This window comes from Paraburkholderia sp. JHI869, from assembly GCF_038900775.1.
In the GTDB taxonomy this organism is placed as follows: Bacteria; Pseudomonadota; Gammaproteobacteria; order Burkholderiales; family Burkholderiaceae; genus Paraburkholderia.
The window spans coordinates 59,953-74,601 of sequence record NZ_JAYMSC010000009.1 but is presented as its reverse complement, the minus strand read 5'-3'; the positions used below and the strand labels follow the sequence as shown (position 1 = coordinate 74,601).

Below are 14,649 nucleotides of genomic sequence, written 5' to 3'. Positions count from 1 at the left end.
TCAGAAAGACTGGAGACTGAGACATGACCCAATGGATCGACGCAGCCGCACTCGACGATATCGAAGACGAAGACGTCATGCGCTTCGACCACGGCGGACGCACCTTTGCGATTTACCGCGTGGAAGACCAGGTGTACGCAAGCGACGGGCTCTGCACGCACGAACACGTGCACCTGAGCGACGGCCTGGTGATGGGCCACGTGATCGAATGCCCGAAACACAATGGCCGCTTCGACGTGCGCGATGGCAAGCCGCTTTGCGCGCCGGTATGCGAGAAGCTCGCAACGTACCCGGCGAAGGTCGAAGGTGGACGGATTTTTATTGAAGTGTGATGCACCGAAACCTTGCACCTGGGAAGCGAAAAAAATGCGCAAACGTTAGCGCGAAGTTTGCGGATCGTTACGGTGTATTAAACAAGCCAAATTGAGCGCTTACTCGGGACCATGTAACGAGAATGACATAAATAGCCATTAGCGTGCTGATTCTCCATATTAATCGGAATGGATAGTCATGCACCCCGCGCTCGCGCAGTTTCGTCGTCCGGGTCTTCCCGCAGGCCCGCGCAGCGCCGGAGAACTGGCTCTGGAAGTCCCGGCCATCGACGCTTCGGATTCGAACTCTCTCGTCATGGAGATTTTCTATTCGAGGCGCGACATGGCCAGTCTCGCAGTGATCGACAAAGATCGCCCCATCGGCCTCATCAATCGCGATATTTTTCTGTCGCAGATGAGCAAGCCGTTTCATCGCGAGCTATACGACAAGAAGAGCTGCATCGCGTTCATGGACAAGGAGCCGTTGATCGTCGATGTGGACATGAGCATCGAAGCGCTCACGTTCAAGACGGTCGAAGTCGGTGAAAAGGCGCTGGTCGACGGTTTCATCGTCACGCGCGAAGGCCGCTTCGTCGGGGTAGGCAATGGCTTGCGGCTGCTCTCCGTCGTGGCGGAAATGCAGGCGGAAAAGAATCGTCAGATCATGCAGAGCATCGAGTATGCGAGCGTGATCCAGCAGGCTATGCTGCGCGCTTCCCGCGAAACGCTCGCGACCATGCTGCCCGATGCCGCGCTCGTCTGGGAACCGCGCGACGTGGTGGGCGGCGACTTCTACCATTTCGCGGCGTTCGCCGACGGCTGGTTCGGCGCGGTCGCCGACTGCACCGGGCACGGCGTGCCCGGTGCTTTCATGACCTTGCTCGCCTCGGCTTCGCTCTCGCAGGCGCTCGAACAGATCGGTCCGCGCAACCCTTCCGCGCTGCTGGCAGCCGTCAATCGCAATGTGAAGGGCCTGCTCGGGCAGATCAACGGCACAGGCGACGCCCCGCAGTCCAACGACGGCCTCGACGCCGCGTTCTTCTGGTTCGACGCCGCCAGCCAGGTGCTGCACTTTGCTGGCGCGCGAGTCGCCCTGCACGTATTGCGCCCGGACGCCGCCGAATTTGAAAGCATTGCAGGCGACCGCATGGGCGTGGGCTATGTCGACAGCCTCGCCGACTACACGTGGACCCGGCACGCCGTGGCCGTGCCGTACGGCAGCCTGCTTTTCGTTTCCACGGATGGTCTGACCGACCAGATTGGCGGCCCGCGAAAAATCGCCTTCGGAAAACGCCGCACACTCGAGCGGATTCTCGCCGGGCGCGAGCACGCTTCTTCTTTCATCTGCGCACGCCTGCTCGAAACCTTTGCCGAATGGCAAGGCTCACAGGCGCGCCGCGACGACGTCACGCTTTTCTTCGCACGAGTTTGAGGTAGTTCACCAATATGTCTGGAATTCTGGATCAAAACTGCTGCTTCTTCGAAATCGCACAGAAGCGCAATTTGCTCTTCTATCACAAGGGTTATTTCTCGCACAGCATCGTCGCGGCGATGAGCGAGGTCGTGAAGCTGCAGCTGGAAGTGGCGGGACTGAGCACGTCCACGCGCAGAAGGATCTTCTCTTCGTTCATCGAGCTTTCGCACAATATCGTGCATTACTCGTGCGACGCGCTTTCCGAGGATCCTGGCCACGGTGGCGCCATTCGCGAAGGCGCGATGTGCATTTCCGCCGAAGGCGAGCGCCACCTCATGGTCTGCGTGAATCCCATCGCCACGGCGGCCGTGGGCGAACTGCGCGAGAAGCTGGAGCCGCTGCGCAATATGTCGATCGAAGAAATCAAGCAGGCCTACAAAATGTCGTTGCGCGCCGAAACGCCTGCCGACAGCAAAGGCGCGGGACTGGGTTTCTTGACGATGGCGCGCGACGCCAGTGCGCCGCTCGAATTCGCGTTCCATCCACGCGAAGACGAGACGGGCACCACACTGTTTTGCCTCAAGACCATCATCTGACCAGGGCACGCGTACAAAATGGATAACCTTTTTATCGCCGCCACGGCAACGTCGCCGGAGATCGACTTCCGCTTCGACGAAAACGTCCTGTCACTGCGAGGCGAATCGTACCCAGAGAATGCGGCCGCATTCTATGCGCCGATCATCGAGCGGCTCAATCTGTGGCTCAAGGCTTGTGAGAACGCCGCGATCACGGTCGAGGTCACGCTCACCTATTTCAACAGCTCGAGCACGAAAATGCTGTTCAGCGTGTTCGACGCACTGGACCGCGCCGCCGCGGCGGGCAACCAGGTGCAGGTGAACTGGTATCGCGACGAAGAAGACGAAACGATCCTCGAATTCGGCGAGGAACTGCAAACCGACTTCACGGCAATCAAATTCAATGATTGCCCGGTTGCGACTTGACGGACGCTTTGAGGAAAACGCGCGTGGAAACGACTGCCCTGCGGGACACATTGAAGGATCATTACCTTGACCTGTTCCGCAGCGAAAACGAGGCGCTGGAGCGGGCCCGTGCGATTGCCGCGGGTTCGGAGTCGCACGCGCAAAGTCATCGCGAGGCGCTCATCGAGCTGATCCAGCATTACGAGCGCCTGATGCGCGAAACGCGCCGCCTGATCGGGCGCAGCGATCGCGCCGAGCGCGAAATGCAGGCGCTCACGCAGCAACTGCAATATCGCGCGACGCACGACGCACTGACTGGCGTACTGAACCGCAGCGCCGTGATCGAACGCACGGTGAAGGCGCTGCGCGCGAATCGGGCGGTCATGATCCTGCTCGATATCGACGACTTCAAGAAGGTCAACGACGACTTCGGCCATCCGGCTGGCGACAGCGTCATCTCCGGCATCGTGAACTGCCTGCGGCGCATTCTCGGCGAGACCGGCATCATCGGGCGCGTGGGCGGCGAAGAGTTCACCGTCGTATTGCCGGGCTTCGATATTGCCGACGCCCTGCAGCTCGCCGAGCGCATGCGTGCGGCCATTGCGAGCCACGCGTTCCCGGCGCCCGTGTGCCGCGCCATCACCGCCAGCTTCGGCGTAAGCGACAATGCAGCCGGCACCGATTTCGACACCGCATACGGACTCGCGGACTCCGCGTTGTACACCGCCAAGCGCGGCGGCCGAAACTGCGTGACGTTCGAAGGCCAGATCGCCTCGGCAGGCTGAAAACAGCGGCTTGCTCGCCGTTGCCGCGCAACGCTCATCTTTTCCTGACGCCACTACAATGGTGCGGAGAAAATGGCGACGCGTATGAAGAATTCAGGTCACGAAAGTTCACGAAAACGCGCGTCGGGAATGCCAAACAGCGGCCAATAGAGCGAGGCGATCGATGACAGCGAAACAGCCGGCACGCCTGGCATTACCTGGGCAAGTCGTACTCGTGTTGCAGGGTGGCGGCGCATTGGGCGCCTATCAGCTCGGCGTCTATGAGGCGCTGCACCAAGCAGGCATCCAGGTCGACTGGGTGATCGGCACTTCTATTGGCGCGATCAACGCTGCGTTGATCGCCGGGAACGCCCCAGAGCGCCGCTTCGAGCGTCTGGAAGAATTCTGGCATCGCGTCACCGACCGCACGCGCCTCGACGCGGCCGCATGGCCTGGCTTTGACAAGACGTTTGCAAAGCTGATGATCATCGGCGGCGGCATCGAGGGGTTCTTTCAGCCCAACCCGGCGTCGTGGTTCGGTCCGCTCGCGCGCTTAGGCGTCGATCGCGCGTCCTACTACAAGATCGCACCGCTGCGCGACACGCTCACCGCCCTGGTCGACTTCGAATTGCTCAACGCGGGGCATCCGCGCCTCACCGTGGGCGCGGTCAATGCACGCACGGGCGCGATGCGCTATTTCGATTCGCGCGACCAGCGCCTGAATGTCGAGCACATCATGAGTTCCGGCGCGCTGCCGCCCGCATTCCCGGCGGTGCGCATCGACGGTGAGCCGTATTGGGACGGCGGCATCTATTCCAACACGCCGGTCGAGGTCGTGCTCGACGACAAGCCGCGCAACAGCTCGGTCATCTTCTCGGTGCAGGTATGGAATCCAGCGGGCCCGGAGCCGGAAAGCATCTGGCAGATCGCGGAACGGCAGAAGGACATCCAATACGCGAGCCGCACGGAAAGCCATATCGCGCGCCAGCAGCAGATACACCGCTTGCGCCACGTGATCCGCGAACTGGCGAAGCGCTTGCCCGAGGCCGAGCGCGACTCAATCGACGTGCAACAACTCGCGGCATGGGGCTGCGAAACCACCATGCGGCTCATCAAGCTCGCGGCGCCACGGCTCGACGGCGACGACCAGTTGAAGGACATCGACTTCACGCCGTCCGGCATTGCCGCGCGCCGGCGCGCGGGCTACGCAGCCGCCATGCGCGCGATTGAAGCAAAACCCTGGGAAGCGCCGATGGATCCGATAGAAGGACTAAGCGTCTACAGCGCGGACGAAGAATAAAAGAAAGCGATAGGGCATGAGGCCCCTATCGCCCCACTCGAACCGCAGTGGAAAAAAGGCCGGCGGGTGGAGCCGCCGGCCGAGCAGATCGGTACGGCCATTCACTGCACGGTGGCGGCGAGCAGCGATTTGAGCTTGGTCGCGCTATCGGCAAGTCGCTCGGGTTCGATGCGCGCCCGGCGCGCGATCAGTTCCTGCGCAATGCGCACGTCGCGGGCGATGTCGCCCGTTTGCCCCACGCCGCTCGCGCCCACCAGCACGCCCGTCTCGTCGAGCGCGAAAAACACCTTCGATGCTGCGCCCGTTGCGCGCACGGCCTTCGTCGCGCCGAACGCAGGCAAGCCCGCAATCTGGATCGTCATGTCATATTGATCGGACCAGAACCAGGGCACGGCGCTGTGCGCCTCATCGTGGCCGAGCATGTTGAGCGCGGCCACGCGCGCCTGGTCCTCGGCGTTGCGCCAGCATTCAAGACGAATGCGCCGCCCATACAGCGGATGCACGAACGAGCACACGTCACCCGCTGCGTAGATGTCCGGGTCGCTGGTGCGCAGCGTGGCATCGACAGCTATGCCGTTGTCGATCGCAAGTCCCGCTTCCTGTGCGAGCGCCACACGCGGCGACACGCCAACGCCGACCACGACCGCATCGCATGGCACAACGGTTCCGTCGCCGAGCACGACGGCGTTGACGCGCCCGTTACCCTCGAAGCGCTGCACCTGCACGTCGAAGCGCACGTCCACGCCGCGCTCGCGATGCAGGTCCACGAGGCACTGCGCCACCTCTGCGGGCACCGCGCGCATCAGCGCACGCGGTGCGGCTTCGAACACGACGACTTCGCACCCGCGCTGCACCGCCGAGGCCGCGACTTCGAGCCCGATGAACCCCGCGCCGATCACCGCAATGCGCCGCCCCGGCCCGAGTTCGCTGGCGATGGCGAGCGCGTCGCCGGCATTGCGCAACACGTGCACGCCCGCGAGCTCCGCGCCGGGCACGCTCATGCGGCGCGGCTCCGAACCGGTTGCGATCAGCAGGCGACGGTAGCCGAGCGTTTCGCCGCTCGCGAGGGTGACCGTGTGCGCGGCGCAATCGATCGCGCTCGCGGCGCTACTGCTGCGCAGATCGACACGCTGCTCGCGATAGAACGCCTCGCGGTGGATGGCGCCCTGCTCCGGCGTGCGCTCGCCCAGCAGCACCGCCTTCGAAAGCGGCGGCCGTTCGTACGGCTGCGCGGCTTCGTCGGCGATCAGCGTAATCGCGCCTTCCCAACCGCCTTCGCGCAAAACCTGCACCGCGCGCGCGCCGCACTGGCCGCCGCCAATCACCACCATGACATCGCCCGCACTCATGCTCACTCCTTGCGCGCTCAACGATACTGCCCAGCGAGCGCAGACACCTGCTGAATATTCTGCGGCGTGATGAAGCCCGGCCCCGAGCTGATATTGCGCGCCTCATACACAGGCTTGAGCCCGTAGTCCTTCAGGCGCTGCTGGAACTTCGGGTTCTGCTCGAGCGCCGTGCGCGCCTGCAGCACATCGTCGTTGTGGCGCTGATGCATGATCGCCAGCAGCGCAACGGGAATATAGCCCTGCAAATACGGTTGCTGATCGGTGCAGAACTTGATCGTGCCGTCCTTGATGCCCTTCGCCACGTCCGAGTCGATATCGAAAGTCGCAAACCAGATCTTGCCCGCGAGTCCAAGGCTCTTCACCGCGCGTATCGTCGGATCGGCCGAGGTCGGACCGAGCGTCAGCACCGCCTGCGTATCCGGATGATTGCGCAAATACGCGCTCACCTTCGATTCTATGCCCGTGGGATCGGTACCCGCATCGAGCACCGATGTTTTCATGTTCGCGCCGATGGCATCGGCAAAGCCGCGGCAGCGTTCGAACGAGAGCGGGTTCGTCGCGTAATGGTTCACGCACAGGAACGTCTTGACGCCGTCCGCCTTCGCACGCAACCCCGCTTCCTTGCCCGCGAGATATTCGGGCTGGCCCACGTGCATGAGCGCACCAAGCTCGGCGCTTTGCTGCTCGGTGCCCGTATTCGCGGTGATGAAGGGAATGTTCTTCGACTTCAGCCGCGAGACGGCGCCCTTGAGCAGATCGAAATCCGCGATGGTCGTGACCACGCCGTCGTAATTGCGCGCCGCCGCCTGATTCACGAGTTGCACCATGTCGGCGATATCGCCATTGGGCGGGTTACGGTAATCGGTCTGAACATTGAAGTCCTCATCGGCCTGCTTGATGCCGTTCTTGACTGTGTTCCACCACGCGTCCGAATCGGGCGCATGCGAAATGAAGTCGAAATGCGCGACCGGGTCCGCGTGCGCCGCGGGGCTCAGCGCGAGTGCGAACACCGTAGCCGCCAGCGGCAACACCTTCAGGAAAGGAATATTCAAGGCTGTCTCCTAAGTTGCGTCTTTTTCGTGGTGATTCAACGATTCGTATGCCGAATCATTCGGCGGCGAGCCCAAGATAGATCGTGCCGCCCTCCACCTTGACCGGATGTGTTGCGAGATTCACGCAAACCGGCGCCCCCTTTGCCGCGCCCGATGGAATGTGAAAGCGCCCCATATGCATGGGACATTCGATGATGTCGCCGAATACGAGACCTTGCGCGAGACGCGCCGTTTCGTGTGTGCAAACTCCCGCAGAAGCGTAGTAGCCCGTGGGCGTGTGATAGATCGCGTAAAGCTCGCCTTCATGCTCGAACTCCATCACGTCCTCTTCTTCAAGTTCGTCGCTCGCGCACACCTCGTGCCATTGAAGAATGTTCATGGTCGTCTCCTCCTCCATCTTTCGAACAATTGACGGGTTAGCCCGCGCGTCATTGCGTATCGGCGGCAAAGGCATTCGAACCGGCGATGTCGAGCATCACGTTCGCGGTTTTTCCGGGCACCTGCGGCGTGATCATGTAGTCCGGATCGTGGCGCTGCATGCGCAACACGTGCAGGATCTCCGACCACGCATCGAACAAACCGTCGTAAGCAGGCGGCAAGTCAGCCTCGATCGCCTTGCGCAGTTTGGGCAGCGCATGAAACGGCACGTTGGGGAACATATGGTGTTCGACGTGATAGTTCATGTTCCAGTACAGGAACTGCAGCACGGGGTTCAGGCGCAGCGTGCGCGTGGAGAAACGATGGTCGAGTTCGTTCTCGCGCAGGCCGGTGTGCTGGGTAATGGCCAGCAGTTCATGCAGCCAGGCGCCGTATGCGCGCGGCAGCAGCAGGAACGCCACCGGCAGCCAGCTATGCGCAACGAAGGCCCACACGCCAACACCCACATACAGCGCGAGAATGACCCGCGAATTGCGGCGCATCGCGCGATATTCGATCACCGGCACGACAGCCTTCGCGCTCCTCGTCACCATGCCGAAGCTGTGCAGCACGATGTTGCCGAGATGATGAATGCCGTGCGAGATGCGCAGGAAGTCGGTGGCGAGCTTGAGGTAGTTGACCGGCCGCTTGACAGCGATTTCCACGTCGGCGGGCACCGTCGCCGTGAGATGCGTATAGGTGTGATGCTGCGCGTGCGACCAGCGGCTATAGATCTGCTCGCGCCAGGTCATGAAGCAGATCACCCAGTGCACGGCCTCGTTGAGCCACTCGCTCCTGAACGGCGTGCGGTGACGCAATTCGTGCTCCATCGCCTCCGCGAACGCGTAGATCGTGCCGTAGAGCAGAAAGGCCGGAATACACCAGAGCGTGCCCAACGCAAGCCAGGCGAGCGCCCCCGTGGCAAGCACGAGCGCCATGAAGCCGCCGAAATACGCGATGGCAACCCGGTCGTTGCGCCGCGTGACTTCCTTGAGCACCTTGCGGTCGAGCGGACAGCGATACCAGCTGTCCATCGTGATGACCTGTGGCGAGCCTTGCTGTGCGGACATGAATCGAACTCCCGTGCATGACGTTGAACGCTGATGAGCCGCCTTGATTTCGCTCATCCTTGAGGCGAATTACAGGCTCTAAATGAGCCATCGTCAAAGGCTAAAATGACTCATTCTGATCATCAAAGGGTTTTCACCTAAAAATTGGTCGCCTGAAAACGTTCTCCACGTGGAGATATAATTCAAATACTCGCATCAAATGACTCATATTGAGGCAAAATGATGTCGCACTCACCCGTTGCGGAGATCCGATGAAAAGCCGCCCCACGCTGAAGCAGTTAATGGAACTCACGCAACTGAGCCGCGCGACCATCGACCGGGCGCTCAACGACCGGCCAGGCGTGCATCCGCGCACGCGCAGCGCCGTGGAAGCGGCGCTCAGGCAGCTGGGCGCGAGCGATGACCACGCGTTGCCCGCAGCCTCGCGCGCCGCGTCCAGTGCGCTGCGCGTGCGCCTGCTTCTGCAGGCCGGCGACGCCTTCACCGCAGAACTCACGCGCACGGCGGCGAGCCTCGAAGCCGAGTTCGCGGCGGCGGGCGTCACGCTCGACGTGGTCAATTGCGTGGGTGCCAGCGACGAAGACGTCGCGCTGAGCGTGCGCGAAGCCGCAGAGGGGGCGCAGGCGGACGCCATCGGCATCATCTGCACGAACACGCCGCCCATTACGTCGGCGTTGCGCGAATGCATGTCGCGCGGCCTTGGCGTGGTGACGCTTATCACCGACGTCGACGCCGATGCGCGCCACACCTACGTGGGCGTGAACAACCGCGCCGCCGGCCAGTCGGCCGCGTTCCTCGTTGGCCGGCACCTGGAGGGGCGGCCCTCGCCTTCGGTGGCCGTTGTGGTCGCAACGTTCTCGTACACCTGCCACGAAGACCGCGAGATCGGCTTTCGCTCGCTGTTGCGCCAGCGCTTTCCCCACGTGAATGTCGTCGAGGTGATCAAGGGCGCCGACTCGGGCGCGGCGACCTACGAGGCCACGCGGCGCTGCATGGAAATGCACGGCGCGCTCGACGGCATCTACAACGTGGCGGGCGGCAACGAAGGACTCGCGGCGGCGCTGCGCGAGCGCGGGCTCGCGGGCCGCACGCTCTACGTGACGCATGAGGTGAACGCCGTGACGGAACCGCTGTTGCGCGCGGATGTGATCGACTATCTGCTCTCGCAAGATTTGCGTTTGCTGCTGCGCACGGCTGTCGAGCAGATGCGCAACGCTGTATCAGGCGGCACGCCCCCTGCGCAGGCACTCATGCCGATCGAGACATATTCGCGCTATTCGCTGCCCTGAAGCGGCTTCCCCGCGCGCCGTCGCGCCGCCTGTTGCATGCATTGCCCGTTTACGATATTTTATGCTCGTTTTTGCTCGATTCACCAGGCCGAAACGAGCAACCCAACGAGCAACGCAACGATCAAGCGGGAGCCCAAACCCATGCAACGAACACGCCAGGAGGCCAGCGAAGGCCTGCTCCCGGACGAGCGCGAGCGCCTGATCCTCGAAAAACTGCGCGCCGAGGGCCGCGTGCTGGCCGCCGACCTCGCCGCGCAGCTCGACACCTCGGAGCACACGATCCGGCGCCATTTGCGCGATCTGGCCGAGGCGGGGCACTGCAAGCGCGTGTACGGCGGGGCACTGCTCACCTCGCCCGCCAACAAGCCCGCCTCCGTGCGCATGCGCGAGCAACTGCCGGCCAAGGCGCGCCTCGCGCGCGCCGCCGCCGCGCTCGTCAAGCCCAACCAGGTGATTCTGCTCGACGCGGGCTCGACGAACGTCGAGATCGCGGCGGCGCTGCCCGAAAACGCCGGCCTCACGGTGGTCACGACTTCGCCGCAGGCCTGCGTGCGGCTGCTCGAGCGCCCAGGCATCGAAGTGATCCTGATCGGCGGCCGCGTGAGCACGCAGGCAGCGGGCGCGCTGGGCGCGACGGCGCTCGTGCAAATCCAGCAGATCAAGGCCGATCTGTGCTTTCTCGGCGCATGCGCGCTCGATCCCTCCGAGGGCATCGCCGCATTCGATGCTGAGGATGCCGAAATGAAGCGCGCCATGGTCGCAGCAAGCGGCCAGATTGCGGCGGCCGTCACCACCGAAAAACTCATGACGTCTGCGCCCTTCGTCATCGCGCCATCTGCTTCGCTCGACTATCTGGTCGTCGATGCCGACGTGCCGAAACTCCATCTGAAGCAACTGAAAGCCGCGTGCGGCGACGTGACGGTGGCGCGATGAGACCCCTACGCGAACGCTACGCCACCACGGCCGTCTTTCTGGCGAACGGCTTCGGCATTGGCGCGTGGGCCGTCGAGGTGCCGCGCGTGAAGGACAAGTTGCTCCTTGGCGACTCCCTGCTCGGCGTCGCGCTCTTTGCCTTCGCGCTGGGCGCCATCGTCGCCATGCCGCTTGCGGGACGCCTCGCGCCGAAGTTCGGCAGCGGCCGCGCGACCGCGCTGCTCGGCGTGCTGTTCGCCGCCGCGTTTGCGTTGCCTGCGCTCGCGCCCAATGCAGCGTTGCTATGCGCCGCGCTGCTGCTGCTCGGCGCGCTCAATGGCGCGCTCGACGTTTCCATGAATGGTCATGCGAGCGCTATCGAAAAGGTGTGGAACGCGCCGATCATGTCGTCGTTCCATGCAGCCTGGAGCGCGGGCGGTCTCGCGGGCGCAGCCGTTGGCACGGTACTGCAAAAAGCAGGCTTCGGGGTGCTAAGCGGTCTTGCGCTGCCCGCTATTCCGATTGCCGTGTTGATCGTCGGCGCGGCCCTCTTCTCGCTGCGCGATGTGGGCACGCGCCCGAAAGCAGCGTCGGGCAGTGGCTTCGCGTTGCCGCAGGCGGGCGTCGTCAAACTCGCTGCGCTCGCGTTTCTCTGCATGATGACCGAAGGCGCCATTGCGGACTGGAGCGCCGTGTATCTGCGCTCCGCCTTGCCCGCTCATGCGGATAGCGCGGGCGTCGGCTATACGGCATTCGCCTTCGCCATGGCGGCATGCCGCGTAGTGGGCGACGCGTTTGTGAAGCGCCTCGGCGCGGTGCGCGTGGTCGCGCTCGGCGGCCTGCTTTCGGCTGCGGGGCTTGCGGCAGTGCTCGCAGCGCCTGCGCTCGCAACGGCGGTGGTGGGGTTCATCTGCGTCGGCATCGGGCTCGCCAATGTGGTGCCGGTGATTTTCAGCGCGGCCGGGCGCACGACCGATCCGCCCGTTACGGGCGTTTCGATGGCGGCTACGGCTGGTTATGCGGGCTTTCTCGTGGGGCCGCCGATCATCGGTTTTGGCGCGGGGTTAGTTGGCTTGCAGCTTGCGCTCAGCGTGCTCGTGCTCGCTACGCTCGCTGTGTGCTTTGCAGGTAGCCGCGCGGTTCGTGATGTGGATGCGTCGCGCGGCGCATCGCCCACGCCTGCGCACGTGCACCGCGATACGCGTGACGCGGACCGCATCGAAGCGGAGTGACCTGCGAGCGCCCGGCGCATCGACATCGAATATCACCACAAGATCCGGATATCCCCACCCGCACGCCCTACGTAGACTCGATCCCGAAGCTCTAAACTTCGGGACATCTACGATGAGCATCACGACAGGCAACACCAATCCTCAGCGCGTCGTCGTCAATCTTTCGCATGCGAGTCTCGCGGCGCAATTCAGCGAGCAGATGGCCATTGCGGTCATCCCGATCGTCGCCGTGGTGGCGCTAGGCGCGAGCGCGCAGCAAAGCGCCTCGCTGCAGGCCATCAATACGCTGCCGTTCCTGCTGCTCTCGCTGCCAGCCGGCCTAATTGCCGATCGCAGCCGGCGCAAGCCACTCATGATCGCGACCGAACTGCTGCGCGCCGCCGCCCTCTTCGTGCTGTTCGCGTTGTTCCATGCGCGCATGCTTTCGCTCTACACGCTCGGCTCGCTGGGCTTCGCCATCGCAACCGGCACCGTCGTATTCAGCGTAACCGCGCCTTCGCTCGTCGCGGCGATGGTCGAAACGGGCGACCTGCTCACCGCCAACCGGCGGCTCGAAATCGCGCGCAGCATCGCCTATACGGCGGGGCCTTCCGTGGGCGGGATGTTTGCGGGCTGGGCGTCGGGCGTATTTGCGTTTCTCGCGGCGTTCGTCCTGTCGCTCGCAAGCGCATGGTTTCTCGCGCGCCTGCCCACCGAAGCGCCGCGCCCGCGTTCGCGTCGCGCGCTTGCTCGTGAACTCTTCGACGGCGTGCAATTCATCGCGCGCAGCACGCATTTGCGGCCAATCGTGGCGACGGCCTTCGTCTTCAACACGTCGTGGTATCTGCTGCTCGCCGTGTTCGCGTGGTATGCGATACACCGGCTCGCGTTCGCGCCATCGGCCGTGGGCGTTGCGCTTGGCGTGTATGGCTTCGGGATGGTGGGCGGCGCGTTTCTCTACAAGATCATCGCAAAGCGCCTTGTATTCGGGCGGCAAATCCTGCTCGGCCCCATGAGCGCCGCGCTTGCCTCGCTGCTCATGGCGAGCACCGCGCTCACGCATTCGCGCGCGACCGTCTTTCTGGCCTTCTTTCTGTTTGGATTCGGGCCGATCGTCTGGACCATCTCGACCACGGCGTTGCGCCAGGTCGTCACGCCTCGCGATCTGATCGCGCGCGTCTCGTCGGTCATCATGATGGCGACGTTCGGCGCGCGCCCGCTCGGCGCCCTGCTCGGCGCGTTCCTGAGCACGCGCCTTGGCATGACGAGTTGCCTCGTGGGCGCCGCATGCGGTTTCGCCGTTCAGCTCGCGATCATCGTGTTCTCGGCGCCTGCGCGGCTGCGCTCGATCGATGGACTCGATCGGGCGCGAGCCGAACCGCGCAACGCAAAGGCAATGCGCTTCGCGACCGAAAACCAGCAGGAATGAGGCGACCTAAGCCGCCTCTTGTTGCTTAGTCGTTCGAACCGTCGAAATCCACCACTTCGACCCAGTTCGCGCCCTTGCCCACCGGGTACTTGCCAAGCTCATGCAACGCGCCGCTCTTCGCGTCGATGCGGTAAGCACTCAGCGTGGGCGAGAGTTGGCCCACTGCAAAGAGATACTGGCCCGAAGGATCGATATTGAAGCCGCGCGGCTGCTTCTCGGTGGCGTACGTGCCGATGCGCGTGAGCTTGCCCGTCTCCTTGTTCACGCGGTACGCGCCCAGCGTGCTCGACGTGCGCTCCGAGATATACAGGTGACGGCCATCGGGCGTGAGGTGCACGTCGGCGCCCCACGGCTTGTCGCCGGAGAAGTCGGCAGGCAGGATCGAGATCGTCTGGATCGGCTTGACCGTGTTGTTCGCTGCGTTGAACGCGAGCACGTGCAGCCTGCCGTCGAGTTCGTCGATCAGATAAACAAAACGCTGGTCCGGCGAAAACTGGAAGTGGCGCGGGCCGGAATCCTTGGGCAGCGAATAGGCGGGCTTCGCGTCTTCGGTGAGCGCGCCTGTCGAGGCGTCGAACTTCAGGCGCAGCCATGCGTCGGCGCCGAGTACCGAGGCGAACGCATAGCGGTTGTCCGGCGAGGTGCGGATGATGTGTGCCATCGGGCCCGTCTTCACGGTCTGCTGCACATCGCCCGCCACGCCGTTTTCGCCGATGCGGTTCACCGCCAGCAAATTGCCGCCGTACGAAGCGGAAAGCAGATAGCGCCCGGTGCCGTCGGTGGACACATAGGCCATGCTCTCCGCGAGCGGCGAGCGGCCCAGTTCGACGAGGCGGCCATCGAGCGGATTCACGGCGAAGCTCACCACGCGATACGGCTTCGAGCGCAGCGCAGCGTAGAGGTGATGATGGTCGGGCGAAAACGCCATCGGCATCACGGTGCCGCCCACCGGCACGGTTTCGACCGCGGCCAGCGCGCCGCTTTGCGCATCGAGGCGAAACACCGAAATGTCCTGGCTGTCGGCGTTCGACACATACACGTAGCTGGCCGCGTGCACAGCCATCGATGCCGCGAGCCCGAAAACGGCACCCGCCACGCTGCGCAAAATCGTCTTCTTCATCTACTCTCTTCCAGTTTGTTAGTTATATTGA

15 protein-coding genes are annotated in these 14,649 nt (G+C 63.6%); 10 read left to right on the top strand and 5 right to left on the bottom strand.

Features of this window, described 5'->3' with window-relative positions; all coding sequences use genetic code 11:
- Positions 1–23 precede the first annotated feature (23 nt).
- From VSR72_RS17245 to VSR72_RS17220, 6 genes are all read left to right on the top strand, one after another.
- A complete protein-coding gene (locus tag VSR72_RS17245) occupies positions 24–332 on the top strand; it encodes a non-heme iron oxygenase ferredoxin subunit (RefSeq protein WP_342953555.1) in 309 nt (102 codons plus the stop codon).
- Positions 333–510: 178 nt separating this feature from the next.
- Entirely contained in the window at positions 511–1,743 is a 1,233-nt protein-coding gene (locus VSR72_RS17240; protein WP_342953554.1) for a SpoIIE family protein phosphatase, read from the top strand.
- A gap of 14 nt (positions 1,744–1,757) precedes the next feature.
- The gene (locus tag VSR72_RS17235) at positions 1,758–2,321 is read left to right on the top strand and encodes a SiaB family protein kinase (protein ID WP_342953553.1); all 564 of its coding nucleotides are present in this window, start codon (positions 1,758–1,760) and stop codon (positions 2,319–2,321) included.
- Positions 2,322–2,339: 18 nt separating this feature from the next.
- Positions 2,340–2,726: a DUF1987 domain-containing protein gene (locus VSR72_RS17230; protein WP_342953552.1), complete on the top strand. Its 387-nt coding sequence runs from the start codon at positions 2,340–2,342 to the stop codon at positions 2,724–2,726.
- A 23-nt stretch (positions 2,727–2,749) separates the two neighbouring features.
- Entirely contained in the window at positions 2,750–3,490 is a 741-nt protein-coding gene (locus VSR72_RS17225; RefSeq protein WP_342953551.1) for a GGDEF domain-containing protein, read from the top strand.
- Between the two features lie 163 nt (positions 3,491–3,653).
- Complete coding sequence (locus VSR72_RS17220; RefSeq protein WP_342953550.1) at positions 3,654–4,769, top strand: patatin-like phospholipase family protein; 1,116 nt, start codon at positions 3,654–3,656, stop codon at positions 4,767–4,769.
- A gap of 101 nt (positions 4,770–4,870) precedes the next feature.
- Here the strand turns inward: VSR72_RS17220 and VSR72_RS17215 are convergent, their stop codons facing one another.
- The 4 genes from VSR72_RS17215 to VSR72_RS17200 all read right to left on the bottom strand — a co-directional run bounded on the left by VSR72_RS17215 (position 4,871) and on the right by VSR72_RS17200 (position 8,657).
- A complete protein-coding gene (locus tag VSR72_RS17215; protein WP_342953549.1) occupies positions 4,871–6,118 on the bottom strand; it encodes an FAD-dependent oxidoreductase in 1,248 nt (415 codons plus the stop codon).
- A 17-nt stretch (positions 6,119–6,135) separates the two neighbouring features.
- Positions 6,136–7,128, bottom strand: a complete 993-nt coding sequence (locus tag VSR72_RS17210; RefSeq protein ID WP_342953725.1) for a sugar ABC transporter substrate-binding protein — start codon at positions 7,126–7,128, stop codon at positions 6,136–6,138.
- A gap of 97 nt (positions 7,129–7,225) precedes the next feature.
- A complete protein-coding gene (locus VSR72_RS17205) occupies positions 7,226–7,549 on the bottom strand; it encodes a non-heme iron oxygenase ferredoxin subunit (protein ID WP_321939159.1) in 324 nt (107 codons plus the stop codon).
- 49 nt (positions 7,550–7,598) lie between these two features.
- The gene (locus tag VSR72_RS17200) at positions 7,599–8,657 is read right to left on the bottom strand and encodes a fatty acid desaturase (RefSeq protein WP_342953548.1); all 1,059 of its coding nucleotides are present in this window, start codon (positions 8,655–8,657) and stop codon (positions 7,599–7,601) included.
- A gap of 251 nt (positions 8,658–8,908) precedes the next feature.
- Between VSR72_RS17200 and VSR72_RS17195 the strand changes: the two genes are divergently transcribed.
- From VSR72_RS17195 to VSR72_RS17180, 4 genes are all read left to right on the top strand, one after another.
- Complete coding sequence (locus VSR72_RS17195) at positions 8,909–9,946, top strand: LacI family DNA-binding transcriptional regulator (RefSeq protein ID WP_342953547.1); 1,038 nt, start codon at positions 8,909–8,911, stop codon at positions 9,944–9,946.
- Positions 9,947–10,087: 141 nt separating this feature from the next.
- The gene (locus tag VSR72_RS17190) at positions 10,088–10,879 is read left to right on the top strand and encodes a DeoR/GlpR family DNA-binding transcription regulator (RefSeq protein WP_342953546.1); all 792 of its coding nucleotides are present in this window, start codon (positions 10,088–10,090) and stop codon (positions 10,877–10,879) included.
- On the top strand, positions 10,876–12,090 hold the full coding sequence (locus VSR72_RS17185; RefSeq protein WP_342953545.1) for an MFS transporter: 1,215 nt from the start codon (positions 10,876–10,878) through the stop codon (positions 12,088–12,090). The genes VSR72_RS17190 and VSR72_RS17185 overlap by 4 nt, the downstream gene beginning before the upstream one ends.
- A gap of 112 nt (positions 12,091–12,202) precedes the next feature.
- Positions 12,203–13,498 carry an MFS transporter gene (locus VSR72_RS17180; RefSeq protein WP_342953544.1) on the top strand — a complete coding sequence of 432 codons (1,296 nt, stop codon included), beginning with the start codon at positions 12,203–12,205 and terminating at the stop codon, positions 13,496–13,498.
- Positions 13,499–13,523: 25 nt separating this feature from the next.
- Here VSR72_RS17180 and VSR72_RS17175 read toward each other — a convergent pair whose 3' ends face one another.
- The gene (locus VSR72_RS17175) at positions 13,524–14,618 is read right to left on the bottom strand and encodes a beta-propeller fold lactonase family protein (RefSeq protein ID WP_342953543.1); all 1,095 of its coding nucleotides are present in this window, start codon (positions 14,616–14,618) and stop codon (positions 13,524–13,526) included.
- Between the last annotated feature and the right edge of the window lie 31 nt (positions 14,619–14,649).

What these genes read in the sequence shown, in the direction of transcription:
- VSR72_RS17245 (WP_342953555.1), top strand. Translation starts at nt 24, where the DNA reads ATGACCCAATGGATCGACGCAGCCGCACTCGACGATATCGAAGACGAA.
- VSR72_RS17240 (WP_342953554.1), top strand. Translation starts at nt 511, where the DNA reads ATGCACCCCGCGCTCGCGCAGTTTCGTCGTCCGGGTCTTCCCGCAGGC.
- VSR72_RS17235 (WP_342953553.1), top strand. Translation starts at nt 1,758, where the DNA reads ATGTCTGGAATTCTGGATCAAAACTGCTGCTTCTTCGAAATCGCACAG.
- VSR72_RS17230 (WP_342953552.1), top strand. Translation starts at nt 2,340, where the DNA reads ATGGATAACCTTTTTATCGCCGCCACGGCAACGTCGCCGGAGATCGAC.
- VSR72_RS17220 (WP_342953550.1), top strand. Translation starts at nt 3,654, where the DNA reads ATGACAGCGAAACAGCCGGCACGCCTGGCATTACCTGGGCAAGTCGTA.
- VSR72_RS17215 (WP_342953549.1), bottom strand. Translation starts at nt 6,118, where the DNA reads ATGAGTGCGGGCGATGTCATGGTGGTGATTGGCGGCGGCCAGTGCGGC.
- VSR72_RS17205 (WP_321939159.1), bottom strand. Translation starts at nt 7,549, where the DNA reads ATGAACATTCTTCAATGGCACGAGGTGTGCGCGAGCGACGAACTTGAA.
- VSR72_RS17200 (WP_342953548.1), bottom strand. Translation starts at nt 8,657, where the DNA reads ATGTCCGCACAGCAAGGCTCGCCACAGGTCATCACGATGGACAGCTGG.
- VSR72_RS17195 (WP_342953547.1), top strand. Translation starts at nt 8,909, where the DNA reads ATGAAAAGCCGCCCCACGCTGAAGCAGTTAATGGAACTCACGCAACTG.
- VSR72_RS17190 (WP_342953546.1), top strand. Translation starts at nt 10,088, where the DNA reads ATGCAACGAACACGCCAGGAGGCCAGCGAAGGCCTGCTCCCGGACGAG.
- VSR72_RS17185 (WP_342953545.1), top strand. Translation starts at nt 10,876, where the DNA reads ATGAGACCCCTACGCGAACGCTACGCCACCACGGCCGTCTTTCTGGCG.
- VSR72_RS17180 (WP_342953544.1), top strand. Translation starts at nt 12,203, where the DNA reads ATGAGCATCACGACAGGCAACACCAATCCTCAGCGCGTCGTCGTCAAT.
- VSR72_RS17175 (WP_342953543.1), bottom strand. Translation starts at nt 14,618, where the DNA reads ATGAAGAAGACGATTTTGCGCAGCGTGGCGGGTGCCGTTTTCGGGCTC.